The organism is Fodinibacter luteus (assembly GCF_039541575.1).
GTDB lineage: Bacteria > Actinomycetota > Actinomycetes > Actinomycetales > Dermatophilaceae > Fodinibacter > Fodinibacter luteus.
Window position 1 is genome coordinate 370,351 of record NZ_BAABGM010000003.1, and the last position, 12,829, is coordinate 383,179.

Annotated in this window: 11 protein-coding genes; 5 read left to right on the forward strand and 6 right to left on the reverse strand. The window is 72.8% G+C overall.

Going from position 1 to position 12,829, the window contains the following annotated elements; genetic code table 11:
• Nucleotides 1-442: 442 nt before the first annotated feature.
• Nucleotides 443-1,375: a phenylalanine 4-monooxygenase gene (locus tag ABD899_RS04310; protein WP_345202676.1), complete on the forward strand. Its 933-nt coding sequence runs from the start codon at nucleotides 443-445 to the stop codon at nucleotides 1,373-1,375.
• A 116-nt stretch (nucleotides 1,376-1,491) separates the two neighbouring features.
• On the opposite strand, the gene ABD899_RS04315 is transcribed toward ABD899_RS04310, so the two are convergent.
• Nucleotides 1,492-3,138, reverse strand: a complete 1,647-nt coding sequence (locus tag ABD899_RS04315) for a solute symporter family protein (protein ID WP_345202678.1) — start codon at nucleotides 3,136-3,138, stop codon at nucleotides 1,492-1,494.
• Between the two features lie 2 nt (nucleotides 3,139-3,140).
• Complete coding sequence (locus ABD899_RS04320; protein ID WP_345202681.1) at nucleotides 3,141-3,479, reverse strand: DUF485 domain-containing protein; 339 nt, start codon at nucleotides 3,477-3,479, stop codon at nucleotides 3,141-3,143.
• 287 nt (nucleotides 3,480-3,766) lie between these two features.
• Between ABD899_RS04320 and tdh the strand changes: the two genes are divergently transcribed.
• Nucleotides 3,767-4,807, forward strand: coding sequence for an L-threonine 3-dehydrogenase (gene tdh / locus ABD899_RS04325; protein WP_345202683.1), 1,041 nt, complete (start codon nucleotides 3,767-3,769; stop codon nucleotides 4,805-4,807).
• 199 nt (nucleotides 4,808-5,006) lie between these two features.
• Nucleotides 5,007-6,200, forward strand: coding sequence for a glycine C-acetyltransferase (locus tag ABD899_RS04330; protein WP_345202685.1), 1,194 nt, complete (start codon nucleotides 5,007-5,009; stop codon nucleotides 6,198-6,200).
• 309 nt (nucleotides 6,201-6,509) lie between these two features.
• On the opposite strand, the gene ABD899_RS04335 is transcribed toward ABD899_RS04330, so the two are convergent.
• The 4 genes from ABD899_RS04335 to ABD899_RS04350 form a co-directional block, all read right to left on the reverse strand.
• A complete protein-coding gene (locus ABD899_RS04335; protein WP_345202687.1) occupies nucleotides 6,510-8,042 on the reverse strand; it encodes a sodium/solute symporter in 1,533 nt (510 codons plus the stop codon).
• The gene (locus ABD899_RS04340; protein ID WP_345202689.1) at nucleotides 8,039-8,353 is read right to left on the reverse strand and encodes a hypothetical protein; all 315 of its coding nucleotides are present in this window, start codon (nucleotides 8,351-8,353) and stop codon (nucleotides 8,039-8,041) included. The genes ABD899_RS04335 and ABD899_RS04340 overlap by 4 nt, the downstream gene beginning before the upstream one ends.
• A 71-nt stretch (nucleotides 8,354-8,424) precedes the next feature.
• On the reverse strand, nucleotides 8,425-9,207 hold the full coding sequence (locus ABD899_RS04345; RefSeq protein WP_345202692.1) for a LytR/AlgR family response regulator transcription factor: 783 nt from the start codon (nucleotides 9,205-9,207) through the stop codon (nucleotides 8,425-8,427).
• A gap of 23 nt (nucleotides 9,208-9,230) precedes the next feature.
• Nucleotides 9,231-10,424, reverse strand: coding sequence for a sensor histidine kinase (locus tag ABD899_RS04350; RefSeq protein WP_345202694.1), 1,194 nt, complete (start codon nucleotides 10,422-10,424; stop codon nucleotides 9,231-9,233).
• A 52-nt stretch (nucleotides 10,425-10,476) separates the two neighbouring features.
• Between ABD899_RS04350 and ABD899_RS04355 the strand changes: the two genes are divergently transcribed.
• Nucleotides 10,477-11,325, forward strand: a complete 849-nt coding sequence (locus ABD899_RS04355) for a thioesterase family protein (protein ID WP_345202697.1) — start codon at nucleotides 10,477-10,479, stop codon at nucleotides 11,323-11,325.
• Between the two features lie 9 nt (nucleotides 11,326-11,334).
• Nucleotides 11,335-12,189 carry a Fic family protein gene (locus ABD899_RS04360; RefSeq protein ID WP_345202700.1) on the forward strand — a complete coding sequence of 285 codons (855 nt, stop codon included), beginning with the start codon at nucleotides 11,335-11,337 and terminating at the stop codon, nucleotides 12,187-12,189.
• Nucleotides 12,190-12,829: the final 640 nt, after the last annotated feature.

Genomic DNA, 12,829 nt, shown 5'->3' on the forward strand with positions numbered 1-12,829 from the left:
GCTGGACAGGCTGTCGTCGGTCACGGCGTGATCCTCCTCGTTGAGTGACTGGCCCCCAGCCAACCCGAGGTCGGGCCGCCGATCAACCGCTCGCGGTCCCGGATGCCGGTGGGCGGGCGGCGCGTGCGCCGAGCGGGTCCGGGGCGGTCGCCGTGGGCCGCCGACCGGCATCCCGCGCCGTCGTGGGCCCGGTGCGGCCGCGGCGGCCGCCGCGGTACGGGCACCGTACGAGCGGGTCCGGCGACGAGGCCGGTCACGCCGCCGGTCACGACGCCGCCCCGCGGGCACCCGCCGGCCGCCCGGCATCCGTCCGTCCCGGCGGACTGGGCAGGTTGCCCAGAGAATCGCGGAACCGGGTGGCGAAACTGTGCGCTGATTGACCATCGGGTCCCGCATCGGTTCCATCCTGTCGACGTCCGTGGAACCGTGGGGAGAACGGCCCATGAGGCCACCCCACACTCACGAGGAGGTGAGCACGGTGTTCGAGGAGGGACAGCTCTACTCGACCGTGTCGACGGATGCCGACGGGCAGGTGCAGGTGCACCTCGGGGAGGACCACCCCGGGTTCACCGACCCCGCGTACCGCGCGCGACGGGGCGACATCGCCGCGGCGGCCCTGGCCCACCGGCCGGGGCAGCCGGTGCCCACGATCGACTACACCGAGCAGGAGCACGAGATCTGGCGGCTCGTGTCCGCCGAGCTCGCACCGAAGCACGAGAGGTACGCGCACTCCGAGTTCCTCGCGGCGAAGGCGGTGCTGGACCTGCCGACCGACCACGTGCCCCAGCTGCACGAGGTCACCGAGCGGCTGCTCCCGCTCACCGGCTGGTCGTACACCGCCGCCCCCGGGCTCGTGCCGCTGCGCGAGTTCTACGCCGACCTGGGCGCGCGCACCTTCAACTCGACGCAGTACCTGCGGCACCCGAGCCAGCCGCTCTACACGCCCGAGCCGGACATCATCCACGAGGTCATCGGTCACGCGAACCAGCTCGCGAGCCCGCGGTTCGCGGCGATCGTCGAGGCGGCGGGCCGGGCGAGCGAGCGACTCGAGACCGACGAGGCGATGCAGTTCGTCGCGGACGTCTTCTGGTTCTCGATCGAGTTCGGCGTCATCGCCGAGGGCGGCGTCACGAAGGCCTACGGCGCCGGCATCCTGTCGAGCTACGGCGAGATGGACGAGTTCGGGCACATGGACATCCGCCCGCTCGACCTGGGCCAGATGGGCACGCTCAACTACGACATCACGGCGTACCAGCCCATCCTGTTCCGGGCCGAGGGCCTGGCGCACCTCGAGGACGTCGTCGGCCACTTCTTCGCCACCGTCGACGACGACCTCGCGGCCGGGCTGCGGGCGCAGGCGAGCGCGCACGTCTGACCCGCCGCCGCCCGCCCCAGCGCCCCGTTGGTCGGGTGACCCGAGAAACCCCCACCTCACTGGACAAGGTTCGTCCGGTGAGGTGGGGGTTCGTCGGGTGAGGTGGAGCAGCCGCGTCAGTGGTTGACGGCCTCCGCGACACCGTGACCGGTGAGGCTGCGGACCTCCATCTCGGCGTACTTCTGGGCGTTGTGCTCCTTGCTCGTCACCGAGCCGAGCCACCCGAGGAAGAACGCGAGCGGGATGGACACCAGACCCGGGTTGTCGAGCGGGAACCACGAGAAGTCCACGCCCTGGATCATCGACAGGCTCTTGCCCGTCGCCGGGTCGACCGGCTTCCCGGACACGACCGGGCTGAAGATGATCAGGCCGATCGAGCTGATGAGGCCGCCGTAGATCGAGAAGAGCGCGCCGCGGGTGTTGAAGCCCTTCCAGAACAGCGAGTACAGGATCGTCGGCAGGTTCGCGCTCGCGGCGACGGCGAACGCCAGGGCGACGAGGAAGGCGATGTTCTGGTCCTTGGCGAACATGCCACCGACGATGGCGACGATGCCGATGACGACCGACGCGATGCGGGCAACCTTGACCTCGCTCTCGCCCGACGTCTGACCCCTCTTGAAGACCTCCTTGTAGAGGTCGTGGGCGAAGGTCGCCGATGTCGTGATGGTGAGACCGGCGACGACCGCGAGGATCGTCGCGAAGGCGATGCCGGAGATGATGCCGAGCAGGACCGAGCCACCCAGCTCGTAGGCGAGCAGCGGTGCAGCGGCGTTGGCCTTGCCCGGGGCCGCGGTGATGGTCGCAGGGCCGACGAGGGCGGCGGCGCCGTAGCCGACGACGAGGGTGAGCAGGTAGAAGCCGCCGATGAGCCAGATGGCCCACTCGACCGACTTGCGGGCCTGCTTGCTCGTCGGAACGGTGTAGAAGCGCTGGAGCACGTGCGGCAGTCCCGCGGTGCCGAGGACCAGGGCCATCGACAACGAGATGAAGTCGATCTTCGTCGTCGTGCTCACGCCGTACTTCAGGCCCGGTGCGAGGAGCGCGTCGCCCGCCTTCGGCGAGTTGTCGACGGCGCCCTGGAGCAGGGCCGAGAAGTTGAAGCCGTACTTCGCGAGCGTCCACACCGAGATGACCGCGGTCCCCGCGATGAGCAGGATGGCCTTGATGATCTGCACCCACGTGGTGCCCTTCATGCCACCGATGAGGACGTAGGCGATCATCACGGTGCCGACGAGGGCGATGACGAGGTTCTGCGCGGTCTCGCCGCTCACCCCGAGGAGCAGCGACACGAGGCCGCCCGCGCCGGCCATCTGGGCCAGCAGGTAGAAGAACGACACGGCGAGAACGGAGGTGGCGGTCGCGATGCGCACCGGGCGCTGCTTGAGGCGGTAGGACAGGACGTCCGCCATCGTGAAGCGGCCCGTGTTGCGCATGAGCTCGGCGACGAGCAGGAGCGCGACGAGCCACGCGACGAGGAAGCCGATCGAGTACAGGAAGCCGTCGTACCCCTGGAGGGCGATGGCGCCGGCGATGCCGAGGAAGCTCGCCGCGGAGAGGTAGTCGCCGGCGATCGCGATGCCGTTCTGGCGGCCGGTGAAGGCACCCGCGGCCGTGTAGTACTGCTCGGCCGTCTTCTTCCCCGAGGCCACCTTGATGACGATGACGAGCGTCACGACGACGAACGACGCGAAGATGGCGATGTTGAGGGCGGGGCTGCCGACCGAGGTCGAGGTCGCGGCGGCGAGGCTGCTGAGGCCGGCCATGGTCAGCCCTCCTGTCCGGCGTCGAGGCGCGAGCCGAGCTTGTCGGCCAGCGGGTCGAACTCACGGTTCGCCCACCGCGCGTAGATGATCGTGATCGCGAACGTCGTCACGAACTGTCCGAGCCCGAAGATCAGGCCGATGTTGATGTTGCCGAACAGCGTCGTGCCCATGAAGTCGGACGCGAAGATCGACAGCAGGACGTACACGAAGTACCAGGCGAGGAAGAACGCGGTCATCGGGAAGACGAACCCGCGGAACTTCTTGCGCAGCTCCTGGAACTCCGAAGTGGACTGCAGCGCGAGGTACGGGTCCTCGTCGTGCGTGCGAGCGTCGTTGCTCACGGGTCACCTCCAGGGTCTGATGTCCGGACCGATCGACCGGCTCGGCTCAAGGGTGGGGGCAGGTCGGGGCCCTTGGGCACCCTCGCGCCCGGGTGGCGCGCCGGGCGGGTCCGCGGGGCGACGTGCGGACCCCGGCGCCGCGGCGAGCGGCGCGCGTCGCGCGACGAGCGGTGCACCGCGGCCGGAGCCGGACATCCCGCCCGCGACCGCACGGCATCCGCCCGCGACCGCACGGCATCGCGCTCGCGAGCGGCACGGCATCCGCCTGCGAGCGGCATGATGGGCCCGTGCGCGCGCTGAGGAAGGTCACGGCAGGCCCCGGTCTCGAGCTCGTCGACGTCCCCGAGCCCGAGTGCGGTGACAAGGACGTCAAGGTCAGGGTGCTGCGGGCCGGGCTGTGCGGCACCGACCTGCACCTCGAGCAGTGGGACGAGTGGGCGGCGGCCACGGTGCGCGCCCCGATGACGATCGGCCACGAGTTCTTCGGCGAGGTCGTCGAGGTGGGGGCGGACGTCGACCACGTCGCGGTCGGCGACCGGGTCTCCGGCGAGGGGCACATCGTGTGCGGCAACTGCCGCAACTGCCGCGCCGGCCGCCGGCACCTGTGCATCAACACCGTCGGGGTGGGGGTCAACCGCGACGGTGCCTTCGCCGACTACGTCGTCATCCCGGCGACGAACGCGTGGGTGCAGCCGGCCGACCTCGACCCCGACCTCGGCGCGATCTTCGACCCGCTCGGCAACGCGACCCACACCGCGCTGCAGTGGCCGGTCGTGGGGGAGGACGTTCTCGTCACGGGCGCCGGGCCGATCGGCGTCATGGCGACGGCGATCGTGCGGCACGCCGGGGCCCGCCGGATCTGCGTCACCGACCTGTCGGCCGAGCGGCTCGCGCTCGCGAGGGCCGCCGGGGCCGACCTCGTCGTCGACGTGTCCGCCGGGGGGACGCTCGCGGCGGCACAGCGCGAGCTGGGGATGGTCGAGGGCTTCGACATCGCCCTCGAGATGTCGGGTTCTCCCGCGGCGGTCGAGGACCTCCTCGCGAACATGAACCACGGCGGCCGGGTCGCGCTCCTCGGCCTGCCCACCGACCGCTACGCCATCGACTGGGGCCGGGTCATCACGCACATGATCACGCTGCGGGGCATCTACGGCCGCGAGATGTTCGAGACCTGGTACCTCATGGGGTCCATGCTCGCGTCGTCGCCGCAGCTGCGGGCCGCCGTGTCCTCGGTCATCACCGGCCGGCACGCCGCCGCCGACTGGCAGGAGGCGTTCGACGAGACCCGTTCGGGCCACGGCGGCAAGGTCGTCCTCGACTGGAGCTGAGCCCTCCGCCCGCGACGCGGTCGAGAGTTCACGACGCGGCTGGCGCCTCGACGGCGGCTCGAGCGTGCCGCGCACTCTCGACGTGGGTTCGCGACCCTTGCGGCTCGGGCGTCGATCGGATGCCGGCGCGCGGGCCTACGCTGGCCGGGTCGGGTGCCGCTGTCGGGCCCCAGGAAGACCGGACCCACGAGGAGGCGACGTGTACGGCGCAGTCAAGGACGAGCTGGCGGCCACGCTGAGGGAGATCGAGGAGGCCGGTCTCTACAAGCGCGAACGCGAGCTCACGACACCGCAGGCCGCCCACGTGGCGACGACGGGCGGGGAGGCGCTCAACTTCTGCGCGAACAACTACCTCGGCTTCGCCGACCACCCGGACGTCGTGGCGGCGAGTCGCGCGGCGCTCGACGAGTGGGGCTTCGGGATGGCGTCGGTGCGGTTCATCTGCGGCACGCAGACCCAGCACACCCGGCTCGAGCGTCGGCTCTCCGAGTTCCTCGGCACCGAGGAGACGATCCTCTACAGCTCGTGCTTCGACGCCAACGGCGGTGTCTTCGAGGTGCTCTTCGGGGCCGAGGACGCCATCGTCTCCGACGAGCTCAACCACGCCTCGATCATCGACGGCATCCGGCTGAGCAAGGCGGCCCGCTTCCGGTACCGCAACGCCGACATGGCGGACCTGCGGGGGCAGCTCGAGGCGGCCCGGGCAGGGGGTGCCCGGCGCGTGTGCGTCGTCACCGACGGGGTGTTCTCGATGGACGGCTCGTTCGCCCCGCTCGACGAGATCTGCGACCTCGCCGACGAGTTCGGGGCGATGGTGCTCGTCGACGACTCGCACGCCGTGGGCTTCGTCGGCGCGGGCGGACGGGGGACGCCCGAGCTGTTCGGCGTCGTCGACCGGGTCGACATCCTCACCGGCACCCTCGGCAAGGCGCTCGGGGGCGCGTCGGGCGGGTACGTCTCGAGCCACCGCGAGGTCGTGGACCTGCTGCGCCAGCGCTCGCGCCCCTACCTGTTCTCGAACTCGGTGGCCCCCGCCGTCGTCGCCGGCTCGCTCACGGCTCTCGACCTCGTCTCCGGGTCGAGCGAGGCGCGCGAGAGCCTGCAGGCCAACTCCGCGCTGTTCCGCGAGCTCATGACCGAGGCCGGGTTCGAGCTGCTGCCCGGCTCGCACCCGATCACCCCGGTCATGTTCCCGGGGGAGGACGGCGCCCGGCAGGCCGCGGCCATCGCGGACCACATGCTCGGCAACGGGGTCTACGTCATCGCGTTCAGCTTCCCCGTCGTGCCGCGGGGCAGGGCGCGGATCCGGGTGCAGCTGTCGGCCGCCCACTCCGCCGACGACGTGCGCACCTGTGTGGCGGCGTTCGTCGCGGCGCGCGAGGCGGTGGGCTGAAAGCACCGGCGTCGGGTCCGGAGAGGCCGGCCTCCCCCGGAGGAACTGCGGCATCCGGCCCGACCTCGTGCGGTTCCCGGTCGACCGCAGGCCGTTCCAGCCTCCCGGACGCCCGTCGGCGCGCCGGACTTCTCCGATCCGTACGTGGGCGCGGACGTTTTGTGCACCCGGGCACCCGGCTTCGTTGCGTCCGACGTGGCGGTCTGCTGAGGGGCAGGGGCCGGGTGGTCCGTAGAGATCGACACTGCTGCACGCTGGCTCAGCAGTGTCGATAGGCCCGCGCACACACCCCGCGACCCGGCATCCGCCTCAGTCGCGCAGCCGCGACCTCGAGAGGGCGACCCGCTCCGGGGTGTGCAGGCGCACCATCGTGCGGGTCGTGCCCGCCGGGATCCGCGAGGGCGTCGCGAGGGAGACGAGGAGCGCGGTGACGAGGGCGAGCGGTGTCGCCCACATCGCCGGGTTCGCGAGCAGTGCGGCCGGCCAGCCGGTGAGGGAGTCGGCCACCATCGTCGTGACGATCGCCCCACCGGCCGACAGCCCCCCGACGACGAGTCCGGCCATCGCCCCCCACGTCGAGAGCCGGCGCCACCACACCCCGAGCATGAGCAGGGGCGCGAACGTCGCCGCCGCGACGGCGAACGCCAGCCCGACCGTCGTCGCCAGTCCGAGCGGTTCGCTGACCCGGCTGATGACGTAGGGCAGCAGGACCGCGAGGATCGCCGCGACCCGGAATCCCCGCACCCCCGGCACGTCACCGCCGGCGAACCGCGAGAGCCGTGGGCGCAGCAGCTCCTGGTCGATGACGCCCGTCACCGACATCGCCAGGCCCGATGCCGTCGACAGGAACGCGGCGAACGCTCCCCCCGCGAGCATCGCCGTGAGCAGCTGACCCGCCAGGCCCTCGACGAGGGTCTCGGGCAGCCGGAGCACGATCGTGTCGGACCCCACGCCCTCGGGCAGCGTCGGGTAGGCGACCCGGCCAAGGGCCCCGTAGACCGGCGGGATGAGGTAGAAGACGCCGAGGAGGGCGAGCACGGTGACGGTCGTGCGCCGGGCGCCCGTGCCGTCGGGGTTGGTGTAGTAGCGGACGAGGACGTGCGGCAGGCCCATCGTGCCGAGGCACAGGGCGAGCACCGTGGATGCCGTGCGGTACACCGGGTGGTCGTCGGGGCCGGTCGGGGCGAGCGGGATGTGCCACGACGGGTCGACCTCGGGGCGCGGCGCCCCCGAGCGGAACCACAGGGCGAGCAGCACGAACGCGGGCACGGCCAGCGCCGTGAGCTTGATCCAGTACTGGACGGCCTGGACGAACGTGATCGACCGCATCCCGCCCGCACCGACGGCGAGCGCGATGACGACCATGACGACGAAGCCCCCGACCCACGCGGGGGCCCCGGTCACGAGGGTCAGGGTCAGGCTCGCCCCCTGGAACTGGGGGATGAGGTAGAGCCACCCGATGCCGATGACGAGGGCCGACGACACGAGCCGGATCGCGCGCGACCCCAACCGGGCCTCCGCGAAGTCGGGCAGCGTGTAGGCGCCGGACCGACGCATCGGCGCCGCGACGACGACGAGGAGCACGAGGTAGCCCAGGGTGTATCCGACGGGCAGCCAGAGCATGTCGACGCCGCGGTCGTAGACGAGTCCCGCGACCCCGAGGAAGCTCGCCGCCGAGAGGTACTCCCCGCCGATCGCCGACGCGTTGAGCCGGGGCGACACGGTGCGGCCCGCGACGTAGAAGTCGCTCGTGCGCCGGGACAGCCGCAGCCCGAGGCCGCCGACGACGAGGGTGGTGAGGCAGACGAGGACGACCGCGACGAGGGAGAGGGGGTTGCTCACGAGGACTCGACGACCTCGGCGAAGTCCTGCTCGATCCGTTCGGCCTGACGGGTGTACCAGCGGGCGAGGAACCAGGCCGCGGGGTAGACGAGCACCCCGAGCGCCAGCCACGGGAACGGCAGGCCGGCGATGGTGAGGGTGCGCGTGGCCGGGACGAGGGTGAGGACGACGGGCAGGGCGGCGAGGCCGACGGCGGTGAGCGCGAGGACGGCCGCCGAGAGCCGCAGCTGCGCGCGCATGAGGCCGGCGAGGTAGACGTCGCCGAGGCCGGTCTGCTCGTCGAGGTCGCGGGCGACGGGGCGGGCCCGCATGGGAGCCGCTCCACGACGCGAGCTCGTGACCCGGACCCGTTGCGGCGGACCGTCGCCCGGCGTGGCCATGCTCAGCCGCGCCGCTCGCCGATCGGCCGGCGCAGCAACGTGTCGCGCAGCTCCTTGGTGTGGCGGCGGCTGACCTGCAGCTCGACGGTGCCCACGAGCACCGAGCAGCGGCCGTGGTCCATGTGGACCTCGCTGACGTGGGGCAGCGCGACGAGCGTGCTGCGGTGGATGCGCACGAAGCCGTGGTCGGCCCAGCGCTCCTCGAGCACGCTGAGCGGCACGCGCACGAGGTGCGACCCGGTGTCGGTGTGCAGCCGGGCGTAGTCGCCGTGGGCCTGGGCGTAGCGGATCTGGCTGCGGGTGATGAACCGGGTCACGCCGCCGAGCTCGACGGGGATCGTCTCGTCCTCGACCGGCGCGGGCCCGGCCTCCGCGCCGCCTCCGGCGCCTCCCTGGGCCTTCTCGCTCTGGGCGCTCACGACCCGGCGGATGGCCTCGGCGAGGCGCTCGGCGCGCACCGGCTTCATGACGTAGTCGGTGGCGGCGAGGGCGAACGCGTCGACGGCGTGCTGGTCGTGGGCCGTGACGAAGACGATCTGGGGGCGGACCGAGAACCGGGAGATGACCCGCGCGAGCGCCATGCCGTCCAGGCCCGGCATCGAGATGTCGCTGAAGACGACGTCGACGTCGCGGCCGTCGAGCACCTGCAGCGCCTCGGTGCCGCTCGATGCCGTGATGACCTCGGCGATGCGCTCGTCGCGGCCGAGGAGGTAGCCGAGATCGGACAGCGCCGGCAGCTCGTCGTCGACGACGAGTGCGGTGAGCCCCACGACGTTGGTGGACATGGCCCCGAGCCTAGGGCCAGCGACTACGCGTCGGCGTGGATGCCGGGCGCGAACTTGGGCACGCGGAAGGTCACCTTCGTTCCCGCCCCCTCGGCCGTCTCGACGACGAGCCCGAACTCGTCACCGTAGACCTGGCGGAGCCGCGCGTCGACGTTGCCGAGCCCGACGGAGTCGCTCGCGTGGGCCCCGTCGAGGATGGTCCGGATCCGGCGGGGGTCGGCCCCGACGCCGTCGTCCTCGATGGAGATCTCCGCGTCGGAGCCGCGGTCGGTGGCGGTGATCTCGAGGTGCCCGACCCCCTCCTTCCCGGCGAGCCCGTGGCGCACGGCGTTCTCGACGAGCGGCTGCACGGCGAGGTAGGGCACGGTGACGGGCAGCACCTCGGGGGCGATGAGCAGCGAGATCTCGAGCCGGTCGCCGAAGCGCGCCTGCTCGAGGACGAGGTAGCGCTCGACGTTGCGCAGCTCCTCGGCGAGGGTCGTGAACGGGCCGCCGGAGCGCAGGGCGTAGCGGGTGAAGTCGGCGAAGTCGATGAGCAGCTCGCGGGCGCGGTCGGGGTCGGTGCGCACGAACGACGCGATCGCCGCGAGGCTGTTGTAGATGAAGTGCGGGCTGATCTGCGCGCGCAGGGCCCGCAGCTCGGCCTCCATGACCCGGGTGCGCGTGCGCGCGAGCTCGGCGAGCGCGAGCTGGCTCGAGACCCAGGCCGCGACCTCCTCGGTGGCCCGGGCCAGGCCGGGCGAGGGGTGCTCGGTCCAGGCGGTGAGCGTGCCGACGACGAGGTCGTCCATGACGAGCGGGGCCGTGACCGCGCTGCGGATCGGGCAGTTCGGGTCCGAGCAGGTGACGTCGGACGCGCCGTGGACGACCGTGCGGCCGGTGCGCCGGGTCTCGTCGCCGAGGCCGAGGGCCAGGCCGGCGTGGTGCTCGCCGGTGCCGGTCCACGACAGCACGCTGCCCGGGTCGGACAGGCTCAGGGCGTGCGCACCGAGGATCGACAGCAGGTGGCGCCCCGCCTTCTCGGCAGCCTCCGGGGTGAGGCCGTCGCCGAGGTGCTGCGAGGCGAGGGAGGCCGTGTGCAGGGTGGCGTACGTGGCCCGGTCGACCTCGGAGAGGAACCCGCGGCGGCGGTTGCGGCGCAACAGCCAGACGGCGAGCCAGACGAGGAGCCCCGTGCCGATGACGAGGACGGCCGTCGGCCAGTGGATTCCCGTCATGGGGCCCACCCTAGGCTCGGGTCCGGACCACAGGACGAGAACGGAGGCGCGCATGGCTGAGCTCGACGAGGTGCTGGGGCTGACCTGGGTCGACGGGCCCGCGACGCGGCAGGGCGGCGTCGCGACCGGGCGCGGCCACCTCGGGGAGGACTGGCTCATCGGCCGGGCCGTCAACGGCGGGGTGCTCATGGCGCTGGGGCTGGGGGCGGTCGCCGAGGGCCTCACGGCATCCGGTCACACCGCCCCGCTGTCGTGGGGCGCCCACTTCCTGTCCGCGGCGCAGGCGGGTCCGGTCGAGGTGTCGGTTGAGGTGCTGCGCACCGGCCGCAGCGTGTCGACCGCCCAGGCCCGGGTCGTGCAGTCCTCGGATGCCGGCCCCGTCGAGCGGGTGCGGCTCGTCGGCTCGTTCGGCGACGTCGCCCGCACGACGACGGTGCACCGGGCCCCCGCCCCGCCGTCGCTGCCGGACCCGGGGGAGTGCCTTCCGGCCACCCGTGACGCGTCGCCCGCGGCCGCCCCGATCACGATGCTCGACCGCCTCGACGTGCGGGTCGACCCGTCGACGGCGGGCTTCGCCGTGGGGCGGCCGACCCGGCGCGGGGTCATCCGGGCGTGGCTGCGGATGCGCGACGGACGCGAACCGGACGTCGCGATGCTCCCCTACGCCGTCGACGCCCTCATGCCGGTCTCCTTCGACCTCGGCGTGCCCGGCTGGGCCCCGACGCTCGAGCTGACCGGGCAGGTGCTCGGCGACCCGGCGCCGGGCTGGCTGCTCGTCGAGCTGTCGACCGACACCGTCGTCGGCGACCTGCTCGTCGAGGACGCGCTCGTCTGGGACTCCACCGGGCGGCTCGTCGCGCGCTCGAGGCAGCTCGCCGGCATCCGGATGCCGTCCGCCTAGGCTGGTCGCGTGCCCGCCGAGAGCCCCGCAGTCGACGCCGTGACGCGCCTCGCCGAGCTTCCCGGCATCCCGGAGCAGGTCGAGGCGGCGCGCGAGGCGTGCACCCGGCTGCGGTGGCACCAGGCGTTGCGCCGCCGGATCCCGGAGGCGGCCGCCGAGTCGCGGGTGCGCGGGGCGTTCGCCAGCGCCGAGCTCGAGGGCGCGTCGGTGCCGGTCGACGTCCTGCGCGACGTCGTGCGCGGCGCCGCGACGTGGTCGGCCGAGCCGGACCCCGTCGAGCGCACGGTGCGCGGTGTCGTCGCGGCGACGGCGGAGACCGAGCACGTCGTGCCCGTCGTGCTCACGGCGCCGCTCCAGGCGCTCGCCCGCCTGCACACGGCGGCGGCGCGCGACCTCGTCGACGACCCTGCCGCGCTCGGACGGCCCCGGCTGGCGGGTGAGGACTGCCGCGAGCTCACCGACCTCGGCGCCGCGCCCGACCCGGCCGTGGTTTCGGCCCGGCTGCGCGCGGTCACCGAGGTGCTGCTCGCGACGCCCAGGCTGCCGGTGGTCGTCGCCGCGGCCCTCGTCCATGCCGAGCTGGCCACGGTCCGACCCTTCGTGCGGGGCAACGCCGTCGTCGCGCGGGCGCTGGACCGCGCCGTCGTCCAGGCGGGCGGGCTCGACCCGACCGGGGTCGCGGTGACCGAGGCGGGACACGGCGCCGGGGGCGGGGCCGCCTACCTCGGGGCTCTCGTGGCCTACGGCCGCGGTGACGTCGCGGGGGTGGGGCTGTGGGTCTCCCACTGCTGCACCGCGGTCCGTGCTGCCGCCGCCGCGGGCGAGGAGGTGGCGGATGCGGTGCTCGCCGGCCGACTCGGGTGACGTGCGACGCGCCGGGTGACGACGCGACTCGCCGACCGGCCTTGTCGGGACGGCGCGTCGAGGAGTACAAACGGAGGTGACGGGAGCCCTCGGGTGACCGTCACCCAAGAACTACCGCGGGATGAACGGGTACCCACGCGCGGGCAGTCCACTGATGGACCGATCGTGATGGGCTGGACCCAGCACGACGACGGCATGGAGCACGCCTGGTCGCCCCGGAGGACCGCGGTGGGACGACGCCTCCTCCCGGTGATCCGGGTGGAGGCGCCGTCGTGGAGGGGCGCCGACCGGCGGTCACCGCGGTGGTCAAAGAATCAACCGCCTCATCGAAACCTTCGGATTCCGTCGTCCTGAGGTGGTCCTGAGAACGTTCTCGGCATGTCGGGGTCGGGACTTGCGCCGAGACCCGGCCATGACGCAGGATTGACCCACTCGCTCCCCTTCGGGGTTGAGCGAACGGCGGACCGGCTTCTCCCCCCCGGAGCTCGGCTCGCCGACGGCCCCGGTTGTCCCCCCGACCGGGGCCGTCCCATGTCCGCAGCCAGGTGCCCCGCGCCGCTCCGCAGTCCGCTCGGCAGCTAGGACCTGTTACGTAAGTCGTCTGAGCCAGTGGTCGATGCTGGCGACGTGGACGGTGGCG